This window comes from Rugamonas brunnea, from assembly GCF_014042345.1.
Taxonomy (GTDB): domain Bacteria; phylum Pseudomonadota; class Gammaproteobacteria; order Burkholderiales; family Burkholderiaceae_D; genus Rugamonas; species Rugamonas brunnea.
The window spans coordinates 85833-100316 of the sequence record NZ_JACEZT010000014.1 but is presented as its reverse complement, the minus strand read 5'-3'; the positions used below and the strand labels follow the sequence as shown (position 1 = coordinate 100316).

Sequence of the window (14484 nt, the reverse complement as noted above, 5' to 3'; positions counted from 1 at the left end):
TCAGGCCGGGGGCAAATAACCGCGCCGTATCGCCCACTCGCGTAGCACAGCGTTCATGCCCTCTTCCCAACCCGCGCCGGTGGACTTGAACACATCCAATAAATCACTGTCATACGCGATGTTGACACTGACCTTGGATGTGCCAGCAGGAGCTTGCAACCACGGCTGCCACGGTCTGAACTGCGCGAGCTGCTCATCGGTCAATGGCGGCGCGTCGGAGTCCGGCGTTGCCGCCTCGTCGATTGCCCGTTGCTCCATGTCATCCACCTCGGAAGCCTTGCTCTGTTTCGGCATAACGTCGCTCCTCTCGTGGATTGGCCTTGCGCAAACTGATCATTCTTAAAGTGCCGGCGCGCGCCACGAACACCGCCACATGCACCCGGCCGGCGATGCGGCCCAACGCACACATGCGCTGTTCAAGATAATCGCGCCGCCGATCAATCCAGTATAGCGCGGTATCCCAATCGAATGCAGCGGCATCCGACAGCGAGATGCCGTGTTTGCTTCGGTTAAGCACGTCTTTCACAGGATCAAAAGTGATCTGCATTGGTCATGTTATCCGCGAATTTAAAAACTTCAACGGACACATTACCGGCACCGCGGCCAGCGCGTTTGCGCTGCCGCAGCCGACGGACGATCAGCGCTGCACGTGCAGTTTGATGACGCGCTGGGAGGGAGTGGATGGTGGCGGCGCGTCGGACGACGCAGCCGGGGCGGAATCGCAGGAACCGCAGCTCGAACAACCGTCGCCGCAGCTGGACTGGGTGCGGAACAGCCGCGCCATCCGGTTCTGGTCGAAGCCGCGCCGCGACAGGAAATAGACGATCTGGCGCCGCCACGCGGCCGGCAGGTAGCGCGTGCAGAAATGCAGCACGGCCGCCGCCACGATCACCGCCACGATCACTTGCTGCCACATATCAGGCTCCCGTCAACAACAGCGCGATGCGATAGGTGAGGAACGACGCCGTGTAGGCCAGCGCGAACATATAGCCGGCCATCAGCGCCGGGTAGCGCCACGTGCCCGTCTCGCGCCGCACCACGCTCAGCGTGGACATGCACTGCGGCGCGAACACATACCAGGCCAGCAGCGACAAGGCCGTCGGCAGCGCCCACGAGGCGGCGATGATGGGCTCCAGCGACGACGCCAGTTCCTCGCCCGTCTGCGACAATGCGTACACGGTGCCCAGCGCACCCACCGCCACTTCGCGCGCGGCCAGGCCGGGCACCAGGGCGATGCAGATCTGCCAGTTGAAGCCGATCGGCGTGAACACCACTTCCAGCGCGCGGCCCAGCATGCCGGCCATGCTGTAGTAGATCGGCGGATGGGTCGCCCCTGCCGGCGCACCGGGGAAGGTGCTGAGGAACCACAGCAGCACCATCAGGGTCAGGATGATGGTGCCGACCCGGGTCAGGAAAATCTTGGCGCGTTCCCACAGCCCCAGCGCCAGGTTGCGCAAATGGGGCCAGTGGTAGGCGGGCAGCTCCAGCATCAGCGGCTGCTGGTGGTTGGCGCCGAACGTGCGCTTCATGAAGTAGGCGACGCCCATGGCCGACACGATGCCGGCCACGTACAGGCCGAACAGCACCAGCCCCTGCAAACTCATCAAGCCTGCCACCTGGCGGTCCGGGATGAAGGCGGCGATGATCAGCGCATACACGGGCAGGCGCGCGGAACACGTCATCAGCGGCGCGATCATGATCGTCACCAGCCGGTCGCGCGGATTCTGGATGGTGCGCGCGGCCATGATACCGGGGATGGCGCAGGCGAAACTCGACAGCAGCGGGATGAAGGCGCGGCCCGACAGGCCCACGCCGCCCATCAGCCGGTCCAGCAGGAAGGCGGCGCGCGGCAGGTAACCGCAATCCTCCAGTACCAGGATGAAGAAGAACAGGATCAGGATCTGCGGCAGGAACACCAGCACGCTGCCGGCGCCGCCCAGGATACCTTCCACCAGCAGGCTGCGCAGCAAGCCCTCGCCCATGTGGGCCGTCAGGTACTGGCCCACGCTGTCCACGCCGGCCTTGATCATATCCATCGGCACATTGGCCCAGCTGAACACGGCCTGGAACACGAGGAACATCAGCACGGCCAGGATCACGGGGCCGAGCACCGGATGCAGCACCACGTCGTCGATCTTCTCGGTCAGGTTGCCGGTATCGTGGAAGTCGTTGCTGACGGCGGCCAGGATGCGGCGCACTTCGCGCTGCGTGTCCTCGACCGACACTTCATCGATGGCCGACAGCGGCTTGGCCGCCACCGTGCGCAGCGGCCACATGGCGTCCAGCGCGCGCAGCAGCGACTTCTCGCCGCCGCCCTGCACGGCCACCGTCTCCACCACCGTCATGCCCAGTTCCTCGGCCAGCCGGTCGGCGTCGATCACGATGCCGCGCTTGGCCGCCACGTCCACCATGTTCAGCGCCAGCACCATGGGCAGGCCCAGGCGCTTGATCTCCAGCACCAGGCGCAGGTTCAGGCGCAGATTGGTGGCGTCCACCACGCACACCACCACGTCGGGCGACTGCTCGCCCGCGCGCAGGCCGGCCACCACGTCGCGCGTGATGGCTTCGTCGGGCGTATGGGCCGACAGGCTGTAGGCGCCCGGCAGGTCCAGCACGCGGAACGGCCGGCCCTCGGGCGAGGTGAACATGCCTTCCTTGCGCTCGATGGTCACGCCGGCGTAGTTGGCCACTTTCTGGCGCGCGCCCGTCAGGCGGTTGAACAGCGCGGTCTTGCCGCAATTGGGGTTGCCCAGCAACGCCACCATCGGCAGTTGCGACACGGCCGCCATCGTCTTTTCCGCTGCGCCCATGGTCATTCCGGTTGAATCGAAATCAGCGCGGCCTCGAAGCGGCGCAGCGCGAACGTGGAATTGCCCACCTTGATGGCCAGCGGCTCGCCGCCGGGCATGCCGCGCTTGAGCAGGCGGATCTTCTCGCCCGGCACGAAGCCCAGCTCCATCAGCCGGCGCGCCAGGTCGGCGCCGTCGTCGGCCGGATCGCCGGGGGCCACGTGCACCACCGTGCCGCTGCTGCCCGTGGGCAGGGTGTCGAGTTTGATCAGCGTAGGCGCTAGTGTCATGGCAGTGTCCGCAATATCGGTGAAATGGCCGCAGGCGAGGCCGGCAGCGGCTTGCCGGCGCGCTGCAAGATCGCATTCCCGCCGGCAAGATCAATAGTAGCATTATAAACGGGAATGCGAATGGTTTCTATTTGCGCTTGCGGATTGCTTGATTTTGCGGCAGAATAAACCACGTAATGAGAATGATTCGCATTGGGAAATACGCAATGTTGTCCGACATTCTCTGTTTTTCTACTCCGCATAGGTGCTTCGATGATTGTTTGTGTCTGCAACAATATCTCCGACCGTGAAATCCGCCAGGCCGTGGAACTGGGCTTGCGCACCATGGACGAGCTGCGCGAGCAGCTGGGCGTGGCCACGTGCTGCGGCCAGTGCGCCGACTGCGCCCAGAGCGTGCTCGACACGCAACTGGCCAAGATGAACGCCAGCACGCTGAACGCCACCACGCTCAAGCGCCCGGTGCTGGCCGAATAAATCCATCCCTGCCGTATGCTGCGCCGCGCCACGTGCGGCGCTACGCGCCCCTGCCCTTTCATGGCAAAATGACAGCACTCCATCAACACAGGGAAGGCGACATCATGAAGGGCGACCAAGACGTCATCAAACAGCTCAACGCGCAGCTGACCAATGAACTGACCGCGATCAACCAGTACTTCCTGCACTCGCGCATGTACCGCCACTGGGGCCTGGGCAAGCTGGCCAAGAAGGAATACGAGGAATCGATCGGCGAGATGAAGCACGCCGACCGCCTGATCGACCGCATCCTGATGCTCGACGGCCTGCCCAACCTGCAGGCGCTGCACAAGGTGATGGTGGGCGAGAACACGGAAGAGATGCTCGGTTGCGACTTGCAACTGGAACGGGGCGCCCAGCTCACCGTCAAGGAAGGCATCGCCGCCTGCGAGAAGGCGGCCGACTACGTGTCGCGCGACCTGCTGCTGGAGATCCTGGAAGACACCGAGGAACACATCGACTGGCTGGAAACCCAGATCGACCTGATCGCCAAGGTCGGCCTGCAGAACTACCTGCAAAGCCAGATGGCCGAATAAAAAAAGCGGGCCACACGGCCCGCTTCTTCCATTCAGTGATGGCCGCCGCCCAGCGCCGGCGTGGCCACTCCCTGCGCCGCCTGCCCATCCGCCAGCGCCGCCGCCCCGTCCGCCGCGCGCGGCCGCAGCTTGACGAACAACACCGCCAGCGCGCCGCACAGCATCAAGCCCCCCGCCAGCCGGATCACGTTCTCCGGATTCCCGCCCAGCCAGCTGCGGTAGTACAGCGGCAGCGTGAAGATCTGGATGATCATCGGGATCACGATGAACATATTGAAGATGCCCATGTAGACCCCGGTGCGCTCGGGCGGAATGCTGCCGGCCAGCATCACATACGGATTGCCCATGATGCTGGCCCACGCCAGGCCGATGCCCACCATCGGCAGCAACAGCAGCAGCGGCGAGTGGATCAGCGGGATGCACAGCATGCCGGCGCCGGCCAGCGCCAGGCAGACGCTGTGCGTAAGCTTGGGGCCGTAGCGCCGCGTGAACGGCACCAGCACCAGCGCACCCACGAAGGCCACGCCGTTGTAGAACGCCCCCACCTGCCCCGTCAACAGCCCCGCGTCGCGGAAACCCTGCGTGGTCTGGTCGGTGGTGCCGTAGATGGTCGTGGCCAGCGACAGCATGATGTACTGCCAGTAGCAGAACATGGCATACCACTGGAATAGCTTGACCAGCGCCAGCTGCTTCATGGTGGGCGGCATCTCGCGCACGGCGTCCACGATGTCGCCCAGCGTGTGGCGCCAGCCGGCGGGCCGGGCGCGCAGCTCGGCCAGTTCCGCATCCGACAGCGGATGCTCGGGCGTGGTCCTGAGCGTCCACAGCACGGAGGTGATCGAGCACACGGCGCCGATCACGAACGCCACGATCACCACATGCGGGATGTGGTGGCCGTTGACGGCATCCTTGTCCATGCCCCACCACACCAGCAGCGACGGCGTCAGGTAGGCCAGCGTCTGCCCCAGCCCCGTGAAGGCGCTCTGGGTCAGGAAGCCGATCGAGTGCTGCGCCGGCGCCAGCTTGTCGCTGACGAAGGCGCGGTACGGTTCCATCGTCACGTTGTTGGCCGCGTCCAGTATCCACAGCAGGCCGGCCGCCATCCACAGCGCGGGGCTGAACGGCATCAGCAGCAGGCCGATACTGCACAGGATGGCGCCCACCAGGAAGTACGGCGTGCGCCGCCCCCAGCGCGTGACGGTGCGGTCGCTCATGGCGCCGATCAGTGGCTGCACCAGCAGGCCCGTCATGGGGCCGGCCAGCCACAGGTAGGGCAGGCTGGCTTCATCGGCGCCCAGGTATTTGTAGATCGGGCTCATGCTGCTCTGCTGCAGGCCGAAGCTGAACTGGATGCCGAAGAAGCCGAAGTTCATGTTCACGATCTGCCAGAACGACAGATGCGGTTTGATCGATGCCATGCCAGTCCCTCCGTTCAGGATGCCGCCGGCGTCGCGGCGCCGGTCTGCCAGCGCGCGCGCCATGGTTGGTAGAACTCCATGGACTGCGGCACCGCGCCGGAGATGCCGCAGATGGCGCCGGCGAATTCGTTGGCGCGCGCCAGCGTCAACGCCAGCGGCCAGCCCTGCGCGCGGCCGTGCAGGTAGACGGCGGAGAACGCGTCGCCCGCGCCCACCGTGTCCACCACGCGGGCCGGCGCATGGCTGGCCAGGCTGGCCGTCATCACCCCGTCGGCGCCGAAGTGGATCGCGCCGCGCGGACCCAGCGTGACGATCAGCCCTTCCAGCGAGAAGTTGCGTAGCAGGCGCGAACAAGCCGTGTGCAGCGCCGGGCTGGTGGCGTCGGCCGTGCCGGGCCGGTCGTGCGTGTACCAGTCGAACAGCGCCTGCAATTCCTCCTCGTTGACCTTGACGATGTCGGCCTGGTGCAGCGATTCGAACACGCTGCGCTCCACCACCTGGCCGTCGCGTACGTTCAGGTCGAGGAAGCGCTTGGCCGGCGACGCCGCCAGCATGGCGCGCAAGGTGCCGCGGCTGGCCGGATTGCGCTGCGCCAGCGTGCCGAAGTACAGCACGCCGGGGTCGACGGCACGCAGCGCCGCCAGCGCCGGCTCCGTTTCGATGTAATCGTAGGCCTGGTCGGCCAGGATGATGAAGCGGTGCCCGTCGGCGCCGCGCTCCACCACCACGCGGCCGGTGGCTTCGGTGGGATCGATTTGCAGGCCCGTTTGCGGCATGCCGTAGCGCTCGAATTCGGCGCGCACCAGCGCGCCGTTCTTGTCCTGTCCCACGCGCGTGATCATCAGCGTCGGCTCGCCGAACGCTGCCAGGTGGCGCGCCATGTTGAACGGCGCCCCGCCCACCACCTGCTCGGTGATGAAATCGTCCACCAGGGCTTCGCCGAACACCGCGATCGCTTTGCTGCCGTGCATACCGTGCCTTCCTTCCTTTGATGGCGCCGCGTTCATGCCGTGCGCTCCGTGTGAGTCTGTCCGGCGGGCCGCTCCAGCCACAACATGGCCCACGGTTCCAGCGTCGTTTCCTTAGTCAGTATGCGGCCGTCCTGGCAGCACGTCCAGTCGCCGTCCAGCGCCACCGTGTGGGCCTGGCCGGAGAAATTCATCAGCACCAGCAGCTGCGGGCCGCGCGCCAGCGACAGCACGGCCGGGTGGCCTGCGTCCAGCACGGCGCGCGGCGCGCCGGCGGCCAGCGCGTCGTGGCGCCGCCGCTGCAGGATCAGCTGGCGCAGCGCGCCGTACATGCGGCCCGGGATGGTACTGGCGTCATGGCGGACGGCCCAGCGTTCGCGGTCGAAGCGGGGCCGCTGCAGCCAGCGGCTGTCCATGGCGTGCTGCGGACGCGCCGTGTAGCTGTAGTCGTTGGTCTGGGCCAGTTCATCGCCCATATACAGCACCGGCAGCGCGCCGAAGCTGAGCGCCAGGCCATGCAGCAGCAGCACGCGTCGCAGCGCCAGTTCGCGCTCGCCGGCCGTGTCGGCCGATTCCAGCCCGGCCAGCGAGGCGGCCATGCCGTTGCTGCCATGGGCCGCGTTCGGATCGCTGCTCTGGAAGGCGGCGCCGCGCGCATAGCTGCCGTTCGCGCCGGCGAAGAACTGGGCCACGCGCGCCAGCCGGGCGTTCGGGTCCTGCCCATCCGCGCCCGCTTCCGCGCGCAGCACGTTCCAGCCGATGTCGTCGTGGCAGCGCACGTAACTGAGCCAGCTGGCCGCCGGCGGCAGGGCCGGCGTGTTGGCGGCCACGGCGCGCAGCAGGCCGGCGTCCTGCTCGGCCATGGCGGCCCAGCCGGCCGCCATCAGGCTGCTGTGGTAGGCGATGTGGCACTCGGGCGCCTGGTCCGAGCCAAAATAGGCGGGCAGCTCGCGCGTGGGCACGATGGCCTCGGCCTTGAGCAGCACGCCGGGCGCCACGATGTCGACGATGGCGCGCATGGCTTGCAGCAGCTGGTGCGCCTCCGGCTGGTTCATGCAGTTGCTGCCTTCGCGCTTCCACAGGAAGGCGGTGGAGTCGAGCCGGAACACTTCGATGCCGCGATTGGCCAGCCGCAGCAGGGTTGCCGCCATGGCCGCGAACACGGCCGGGTTGGCATAGTTCAGGTCCCACTGGTAGGGGTAGAACGTGGTCCACACCCAGCCGTCCAGCGCCTCGACCTGCGTGAAATTGCCGGGCGCGACTTGGGGAAACACCTGGCCCAGCGTGCGCTCGTAGCGGTCCGGCATGGCGCGGTCCGGGAATACATGGAACATGGCGCGCATGGCCGCGTCGCCGGCGCGTGCACCCTGCGCCCATACGTGGTCATCGGCCACGTGGTTGAGGATGAAGTCCGAGCACAGGCTGATGCCGGCCACCCGCAGTTGCGCCGTCAGCGCTTCCAGGTCGGCATTGCTGCCCAGTTCCGGCTGCACCTCGTCGAAGCTGGCCACGGCGAAGCCGCCGTCGTTCTCGCCGGCGCGCGCACGCAGGAACGGCAGCAGGTGCAGATAGCTCACGCCCATGGCCTGCAGGTGCGGAATCTGGCGCGCCACGCCTTGCAGGTCGCCGCCGAAGTTCTGCACGTAGGCGCAGTAGCCGAGCATGCGCTGGCTGAGGAACCAGTCCGGCTCGACGGCGCGCGCGGCGTCCAGAGCGCGCAGCCCTTCCGGGCGGGCCGCGTACAGCTGACCCAGGTTTTCCATCAGGTCGCCCAGCCAGGCGTCGAAGCCGGGGTGGCCACCATACAGACCGGCAAGCAGCCGGCGCAGGGCCGGTTCGTGGGCGGCCAGGCGGCGCGCGGCGTCCAGCTGCAACGACGGCGGCAACGCTGCCAGCAGGCGTTCGGCGGGAATCAAATGAGTTGTCATGGTGCGGGAAAGAGTGGGGAAAAAGCGCGGCCCGCCGACTGGCGGGCCGCGCCGGGCGCCTTGCTTAGAAGGCGTAGTTGAGGCTCAGCTTCACCGAGCGGCCGGTGATGGAGCGCGCCGCGTGGCCGTCGCCTTCCACTTCCGTGTAGCCGATCTTGTCGAACAGGTTGTTCGCGCTCAGCGACACCACGGCCTGCTGCGACAGCTGGTAGTTCACGAACGCGCTCACCACCTGGTAGGCCGGCATGTTGATGGTGTGGGCGTCGTCGGCCCACGACTTGCCGGTGCCGACGATGCTGCCGCCGACCGTCAGGTCATTCCAGGTGTAGGTCGGCGCCAGCTGGTACACCACCTTGGCCTGGCGGCGCGGCGTGTTGCCGATCACTGCCACGTCGCCAGGCGCGGTGCCGGTGATCTTGGCATCGGTGTAAGTGAGGCCGCCGTTGACGCGAAAGTCGCCCGCGTTGTAGGCCGCTTCCAGTTCCACGCCCTTGGCGTCGTAGCTGTTGGCCGTGCTGCGCTGGGTGGTCGCTTCGTAGTTGGTCTCATCCGTCTTGGCCTGGAACAGCGTGACGAAGGTGCTCACGCCGCCGCGCCGCCATTTCAGGCCGCCTTCGAGCTGCTTGACGGTGTTGATGTTGATGGGCGCCGTGCCGTCCAGCGGGGTGCCAAACAGGATGCGATCGGCGTTGAAGGCCACACCGTCGCTGACGCGGGCGAACAGCGCCAGGTCCTTGGTCAGGCGATAGTTGCCGCCCACCGAGTACGAGTTGTGGTTGATCTTGTAGTCCACCATCTGGGTGTTGGCGGCGTCGTAGTGCAGGCCGGCGGTGGCGATATTGGCCGTGCCGCTGGCGCGCTGGCGGTCCTGGCGCACGCTGGCGTCCACATTGAGCGGGCCCTGTTCAAAGCCCACGTTCAGGTACGGCGATGTCAGCTTGTACTCCATGTCCACGGCGCGCATGCAGCAGCCGCCCCAGGCCGGGCCCACGTAGCCTGGCGTGGCGCTCGACGTTTGCAGCAGCGCCGGTTTGTCGCCGGTCGCCTGCAGCAGGTACTGGTTGAAGTTCCAGGTCAGGCCCAGTTGCTGGGTCGAGGCGTACAGGCCGGCCGTGCCGGTCAGCTTGCCGCCGCCGGCCAGCTGGAAGGTCTTGGACAGTTTGGTGTCGTTCAGCGTGTTGCCGGCATCGTCGATCGAGGTGTTGAACACGACGGCGTTGAACGCCAGGCCGTTGTAGGCCTTGCCCTTGTTGGGGCCCGTGGCGAACACATAGCTGCCGACGGTGCCATTATCGGCCGGGAACACGCCGGCGAAGCGGCCGCTGTTGCTGGCCTTGCGGAACTTGTCGCTCAGGGTCCAGCCGCCGCCAAGGTCGAACGAGCCTTCCAGGCCCAGCGCATCGCTCTTCACGCGCAGGCCGTCGTTGACGTTGGTGGAGACGGGGTTGTTGTTCTTGTCCAGCACCACGTCGCGCACCCAGTACGGCGAGTAGAAGCTGACCTTGCGCGGATCGATGCCGGGGATCTCCGTGACCTGCTGGTTCACCACGCGCACCGGCACCGGCAGCGCGGTGGGCGACTTGTCGTCCAGGTGCTTGAACGAGATGCGGATGAAACCATTGTCCAGGTCATGGGTGACGTTGCCGCGGATCTGGCCGCCGCTCTCCGTGCTCAGGCCCGTGTTGCGGATGCCTTCGCCGCTGCGGTAATGGCCGCCGATGAAGAAGCGGGTCTTGTCCGAGATCGGCGCGCCGTAGTCGAAATCGTAGCGGGTCTCGTCGTAACCGAGGCCGCGGCTGATGCCGATATGGCCGCCCTTCTCCTCGCCGGTCTTGCTGATGAAGTTGATGATGCCGCCCGGCGAGTTGGTGGCCAGGGTGGAGGCCGAACCGCCGCGCACCACTTCCAGGTGGTCCAGCGTGCCGTCGATCTTCACATAGCTGTCGGGCGTGATGAAGTTGAAGTCGCCCGATTGCAGCACGGGCAGGCCGTCTTCCTGGATCTGCACGTAGCGCGCGCCGCCGGCCGAGATGGGCACGCCGCGCACGGTGATGTTGGCGTTGCCTTCGCCGCCCGACGATTCCGAGCGCACGCCCGGCACGGAGCGCAGCACCTCGGCCGCGCTGGTGGGCACGGACTGCTTGATGGCGTCCGGGTCCATGGTGGAGATGGAAACGCTGGACTTCATCTTGGTCGCGCCGCCGGTGGTGCCGGTGACGACGATGCGCTCCAGGTTCAGGCCATCGGCCGGCTGGGCGGCGGGAGCGGCGGGGGCGGCGGCCGGGGCGGCGGCATCAGCCTGCTGCGCGTGGGCGGCGCCCAGCTGCAGCATGGCCAGCGCGACGGCTGCGGCGACGCCGCTCAGTTTGACTTTCGATGATTCCATGGTTCTCCTCCAGGTGTGTATGCACCGCGTCTTGGCGGCGGTTGGACTCGCGTTCAGCGCAACCTGTTGAGCCGGTTGTCATTGTGCTGAATTACTGAGCAGGTGCGCCATTATTCCCCGATTACGAAATTATTGCAATCGATTGCAATGGAGCGGCGCAGCATGCGGAAAGCAATGAAGGCAAGGAGGCTTCTCTCTATGAAGCGGACTGAACTACTGGGGAATTATGTGATGCAACGCAAGTAAATATGCTGCGCCGCAGCATAAAAATGTCGCTTATTTGCAAATAAAATTGCAAACGGTTGCAAGATAGTTGAGTACACAACTATCCGGGCCAGCAAGGAAGATCAGCGGGAAGTCGGTGCCACGCTGCTGTCGCGCACGACGAGCTCGGTGGGCAGCAGGCGCGAAGGCGCGGGCCGGCCTTCGGTCAGTTCCAGCAGCGCCGCGACGAGCGCGCGGCCCGCCTCGCGCATGGGCTGGCGCACGGAACTGAGCGGGGGATGGAAATAGCTGGACAGCTCGATATCGTCGTAGCCGACCACGGCCACCTGCGCCGGCACGTCCACGCCATGCTGGCGCAGCGTATTCACGGCCGTCATGGCCAGCAGATCGCTGCACGCGAACACGGCGTCGAACTCGACGCCGCGGCGGCGCAGTTCCAGCACGCCCTCGCCGCCCGCCTGCGGCAGGAACGACACGTCCACCTGCAATTGCGGATCGGGCGCCAGGCCGGCGGCGGCCAGCGCCTCCGTATAACCCTGGTAGCGCTGGGCCACCTCGGGCAGTCCCGTGTCGCCCAGGAAGGCGATGCGGCGCCGGCCCTGCTGCAGCAGGTGGGCCGTGGCCAGCCGGCCGCCGGCCACGTTGTCGCCGCCGACGGTGCAGTACAACTGCTGCGGCAATTGCGCGCCCCACACCACCATGGGCACATGGCGCGCCGCCAGTTGATTGAGCTGGTCGTGGTGGCGCCACTGGCCGATCAGCACCACGCCGATCACGCGGCCCGTGTCGAACGGCGCGGCGGCCGCGTCGAGCTGCTCGGCGTCGACCCGGCTCACCAGCATGTCGAAGCCCTGCTCGGTGAGCGCGTCGGCCAGGCTGCCCAGCATGGCCAGGAAGAAGGGATCGGTCAGGTGCTGGCGCGTGGCCGAGTCGAACGGGATCACCACGCCGATGGTGCGGTTCTGCTTGAGGCGCAGGTTCTGCGCGCCGATGTTGATGGTGTACTTGAGCGAGCGGGCCAGCTCCATGATGCGGGCCCGGGTCTCGTCGTTGACCAGCGAGCTGCCGCTCAGCGCGCGCGAGACGGTGGACGTGGACACGCCCGCCAGGCGGGCGATGTCGGCCATCTGCAGCCGCTGTTGCTGCGCCGGGCTGGGTTGGTCTGCCGCTGGCCGCGGCGGCGTCTTGGGCATGGCGCGCTTACTGCGGCACCGTGTCCTTGAACGATGGCCGCTCGGCCAGCTTGTCGTGCAGGCGGGCCAGGTTCGGGTGGGTGTCGCGCCAGTCGATTTCCGGGAAGCGGAAGGTGAGCCAGCCCAGCGCGCAGCCAACGGCCACGTCGGCCAGCGAATAATGGATGCCGGCGCAGTACGGCTGGTCGCCCAGCTTGTCGGCCATCGACGCCAGGCCCAGTTCCACCTTACGCAACTGGCGCACGATCCAGTCCTCGCTCTGCTGCTCGGGCGGGCGCAGCGTGCGCTCCAGGCGCACCAGCACGCCCGCGTCCAGCACGCCGTCGGCCAGCGCTTCCCAGCACTTGATGTCGGCGCGCTCGCGGCCGTTGGGCGGCAGCAGCTTGCACACGGGCGTGAGCGTGTCGAGATACTCGACCATCACGCGCGAGTCGATCATCACCGTGCCATCCTCCATGATCAGGCTCGGGACCTTGCCCAGCGGGTTCAGTTTCTGGATGGTGGTCTCGGAGGCCCACACATTTTCGAGTTCAAACTGATAGTCGAGCTTCTTTTCCGCTAACACGACACGGACTTTGCGTACATAAGGACTGGCGAGGGAACCGATGAGTTTCATAGACGCTACGAGTAGAAGATTAGGTAACAGTATAGCATCGGGCCATCGGGATGGCGGCGCGCATGGTCAAGCCGGCGTGGCGCCGCAACAGCCGGCCCGGCCCGGCCAATGGTAAAATGCGGGTTTGCCCGCGCTTGGGCGGCGTCGCCAGCCTCGCTGGCCCGGCCTGAGCGCCCCGCCGCACCGATGTTTTCCTGGTTTTCTTAACTTCTGCTGCCCTGTCCATGACTACTACTCCTTACTCCACGCTGTCGGCCCTGTCCCCGCTCGACGGCCGCTACGCCGCCAAGACCGACAAGCTGCGTCCCATCCTGTCCGAATCGGGCTTCATGCACCACCGCGTCAAGGTGGAGATTTCGTGGCTGCAGGCGCTGTCGCTGGCCGGTTTCGACGAGATCAAGCCGTTCTCGCATGAGGCCATGAGCCTGCTCGACAAGATCGCCCACGAGTTCTCGGAGGAAGACGCGGCCCGCATCAAGGAGATCGAAGCGGTCACCAACCACGACGTCAAGGCCGTCGAATACTGGCTCAAGGAACAGGTCAAGGACATGCCGGAGCTGGTGGCCGCGTCCGAGTTCATCCACTTCGCCTGCACCTCGGAAGACATCAACAACACCTCGCACGGCATGATGCTGAAAGCGGCCCGCGACGGCGTGATGCTGCCGGCCCTGCAAGCGGTGATCGCCAAGCTGACCGAGATCGCGCACGCCAACGCGGCCCTGCCAATGCTGTCGCGCACCCACGGCCAGACCGCCAGCCCGACCACGCTGGGCAAGGAAATGGCCAACGTGGTGGCCCGCCTGCAGCGCGCCATCAAGCGCATCGAGCAGGTGGAAATCCTGGGCAAGATGAACGGCGCCGTCGGCAACTACAACGCCCACCTGTCGGCCTACCCCGGCTTCGACTGGCCCGCGTTCTCGCAGAACGTGATCGAGCAGCGCCTGGGCCTGGTGTTCAACCCGTACACCATCCAGATCGAACCGCACGACTACATGGCCGAACTGTTCGACGCCTTCGCCCGCGCCAACACCATCCTGCTGGACCTGAACCGCGACATCTGGAGCTACGTCTCGCTGGGCTACTTCAAGCAGAAGACCAAGGCCGGCGAGATCGGCTCGTCGACCATGCCGCACAAGGTCAACCCGATCGACTTCGAAAACTCGGAAGGCAACCTGGGCCTGGCCAACGCTGTGCTCAAGCACCTGTCGGAAAAACTGCCCGTCTCGCGCATGCAGCGCGACCTGACCGATTCGACCGTACTGCGCAACATCGGCGTGGGCTTCGGCTACACGCTGCTGGCCTACGACAGCTGCCTGCGCGGCCTGAACAAGCTGGAAGTGAACCCGGCCCGCCTGGCGGCCGACCTGGACGCCAACTGGGAAGTGCTGGCCGAGCCGGTGCAGACCGTGATGCGCCGCTACGGCATCGCCAACCCCTACGAGCAGCTCAAGGAACTGACCCGCGGCAAAGGCATCTCCAAGGACGCGCTGCGTGAGTTCATCACCGGCCTGGCCATCCCGCAGGACGCCAAGGACCTGCTGCTGGCCATGACGCCGGCCAATTACATCGGTATCGCCGAGCAGCTGGCCCAGGCCATCTAAACCATCGGGGACGGCCCCGAA

Annotated in this window: 15 protein-coding genes; 3 read left to right on the top strand and 12 right to left on the bottom strand. The window is 66.4% G+C overall.

What is annotated here, in order from left to right; genetic code table 11:
- The 6 genes from H3H37_RS19460 to H3H37_RS19435 form a co-directional block, all read right to left on the bottom strand.
- Positions 1–294 carry a BrnA antitoxin family protein gene (locus H3H37_RS19460; protein ID WP_182165607.1) on the bottom strand — a complete coding sequence of 98 codons (294 nt, stop codon included), beginning with the start codon at positions 292–294 and terminating at the stop codon, positions 1–3.
- Positions 260–547: a BrnT family toxin gene (locus H3H37_RS19455; protein ID WP_182165605.1), complete on the bottom strand. Its 288-nt coding sequence runs from the start codon at positions 545–547 to the stop codon at positions 260–262. Before H3H37_RS19455 ends, H3H37_RS19460 begins: the two co-directional genes overlap by 35 nt.
- Before the next feature lie 90 nt (positions 548–637).
- Complete coding sequence (locus tag H3H37_RS19450; RefSeq protein ID WP_182165603.1) at positions 638–916, bottom strand: DUF6587 family protein; 279 nt, start codon at positions 914–916, stop codon at positions 638–640.
- A gap of 1 nt (position 917) precedes the next feature.
- The gene (feoB, locus tag H3H37_RS19445) at positions 918–2810 is read right to left on the bottom strand and encodes a ferrous iron transporter B (RefSeq protein WP_182165601.1); all 1893 of its coding nucleotides are present in this window, start codon (positions 2808–2810) and stop codon (positions 918–920) included.
- A gap of 2 nt (positions 2811–2812) precedes the next feature.
- Positions 2813–3079 carry a FeoA family protein gene (locus H3H37_RS19440; RefSeq protein ID WP_182157048.1) on the bottom strand — a complete coding sequence of 89 codons (267 nt, stop codon included), beginning with the start codon at positions 3077–3079 and terminating at the stop codon, positions 2813–2815.
- Entirely contained in the window at positions 3076–3351 is a 276-nt protein-coding gene (locus tag H3H37_RS19435; protein ID WP_182165599.1) for a hypothetical protein, read from the bottom strand. Before H3H37_RS19435 ends, H3H37_RS19440 begins: the two co-directional genes overlap by 4 nt.
- Between H3H37_RS19435 and H3H37_RS19430 the strand changes: the two genes are divergently transcribed.
- A complete protein-coding gene (locus H3H37_RS19430) occupies positions 3332–3553 on the top strand; it encodes a (2Fe-2S)-binding protein (protein ID WP_182165597.1) in 222 nt (73 codons plus the stop codon). The genes H3H37_RS19435 and H3H37_RS19430 overlap by 20 nt on opposite strands.
- Positions 3554–3657: 104 nt before the next feature.
- Positions 3658–4128, top strand: coding sequence for a bacterioferritin (gene bfr / locus H3H37_RS19425; protein WP_182165595.1), 471 nt, complete (start codon positions 3658–3660; stop codon positions 4126–4128).
- A 32-nt stretch (positions 4129–4160) separates the two neighbouring features.
- On the opposite strand, the gene H3H37_RS19420 is transcribed toward bfr, so the two are convergent.
- From H3H37_RS19420 to H3H37_RS19395, 6 genes are all read right to left on the bottom strand, one after another.
- Positions 4161–5546, bottom strand: a complete 1386-nt coding sequence (locus H3H37_RS19420) for an MFS transporter (RefSeq protein ID WP_182165593.1) — start codon at positions 5544–5546, stop codon at positions 4161–4163.
- Positions 5547–5560: 14 nt separating this feature from the next.
- Positions 5561–6517, bottom strand: coding sequence for a PfkB family carbohydrate kinase (locus H3H37_RS19415; RefSeq protein ID WP_182165591.1), 957 nt, complete (start codon positions 6515–6517; stop codon positions 5561–5563).
- Positions 6518–6549: 32 nt separating this feature from the next.
- The gene (locus tag H3H37_RS19410; RefSeq protein ID WP_182165589.1) at positions 6550–8442 is read right to left on the bottom strand and encodes an alpha-amylase family protein; all 1893 of its coding nucleotides are present in this window, start codon (positions 8440–8442) and stop codon (positions 6550–6552) included.
- 64 nt (positions 8443–8506) lie between these two features.
- Complete coding sequence (locus H3H37_RS19405; protein WP_182165587.1) at positions 8507–10828, bottom strand: TonB-dependent receptor; 2322 nt, start codon at positions 10826–10828, stop codon at positions 8507–8509.
- 347 nt (positions 10829–11175) lie between these two features.
- Positions 11176–12246, bottom strand: a complete 1071-nt coding sequence (locus tag H3H37_RS19400; protein WP_182165585.1) for a LacI family DNA-binding transcriptional regulator — start codon at positions 12244–12246, stop codon at positions 11176–11178.
- Between the two features lie 7 nt (positions 12247–12253).
- Positions 12254–12862 (bottom strand): glutathione S-transferase family protein, encoded by a 609-nt coding sequence (locus tag H3H37_RS19395; protein WP_182165583.1) that lies wholly within the window; start codon positions 12860–12862, stop codon positions 12254–12256.
- 224 nt (positions 12863–13086) lie between these two features.
- Between H3H37_RS19395 and purB the strand changes: the two genes are divergently transcribed.
- The gene (purB, locus tag H3H37_RS19390; RefSeq protein ID WP_182165581.1) at positions 13087–14463 is read left to right on the top strand and encodes an adenylosuccinate lyase; all 1377 of its coding nucleotides are present in this window, start codon (positions 13087–13089) and stop codon (positions 14461–14463) included.
- Positions 14464–14484 lie beyond the last annotated feature (21 nt).

What these genes read in the sequence shown, in the direction of transcription:
- H3H37_RS19460 (WP_182165607.1), bottom strand. Translation starts at nt 294, where the DNA reads ATGCCGAAACAGAGCAAGGCTTCCGAGGTGGATGACATGGAGCAACGG.
- H3H37_RS19420 (WP_182165593.1), bottom strand. Translation starts at nt 5,546, where the DNA reads ATGGCATCGATCAAACCGCATCTGTCGTTCTGGCAGATCGTGAACATG.
- H3H37_RS19395 (WP_182165583.1), bottom strand. Translation starts at nt 12,862, where the DNA reads ATGAAACTCATCGGTTCCCTCGCCAGTCCTTATGTACGCAAAGTCCGT.
- bfr (WP_182165595.1), top strand. Translation starts at nt 3,658, where the DNA reads ATGAAGGGCGACCAAGACGTCATCAAACAGCTCAACGCGCAGCTGACC.
- H3H37_RS19400 (WP_182165585.1), bottom strand. Translation starts at nt 12,246, where the DNA reads ATGCCCAAGACGCCGCCGCGGCCAGCGGCAGACCAACCCAGCCCGGCG.
- H3H37_RS19455 (WP_182165605.1), bottom strand. Translation starts at nt 547, where the DNA reads ATGCAGATCACTTTTGATCCTGTGAAAGACGTGCTTAACCGAAGCAAA.
- H3H37_RS19410 (WP_182165589.1), bottom strand. Translation starts at nt 8,442, where the DNA reads ATGACAACTCATTTGATTCCCGCCGAACGCCTGCTGGCAGCGTTGCCG.
- H3H37_RS19440 (WP_182157048.1), bottom strand. Translation starts at nt 3,079, where the DNA reads ATGACACTAGCGCCTACGCTGATCAAACTCGACACCCTGCCCACGGGC.
- H3H37_RS19415 (WP_182165591.1), bottom strand. Translation starts at nt 6,517, where the DNA reads ATGCACGGCAGCAAAGCGATCGCGGTGTTCGGCGAAGCCCTGGTGGAC.
- purB (WP_182165581.1), top strand. Translation starts at nt 13,087, where the DNA reads ATGACTACTACTCCTTACTCCACGCTGTCGGCCCTGTCCCCGCTCGAC.
- feoB (WP_182165601.1), bottom strand. Translation starts at nt 2,810, where the DNA reads ATGGGCGCAGCGGAAAAGACGATGGCGGCCGTGTCGCAACTGCCGATG.
- H3H37_RS19450 (WP_182165603.1), bottom strand. Translation starts at nt 916, where the DNA reads ATGTGGCAGCAAGTGATCGTGGCGGTGATCGTGGCGGCGGCCGTGCTG.
- H3H37_RS19405 (WP_182165587.1), bottom strand. Translation starts at nt 10,828, where the DNA reads ATGGAATCATCGAAAGTCAAACTGAGCGGCGTCGCCGCAGCCGTCGCG.
- H3H37_RS19430 (WP_182165597.1), top strand. Translation starts at nt 3,332, where the DNA reads ATGATTGTTTGTGTCTGCAACAATATCTCCGACCGTGAAATCCGCCAG.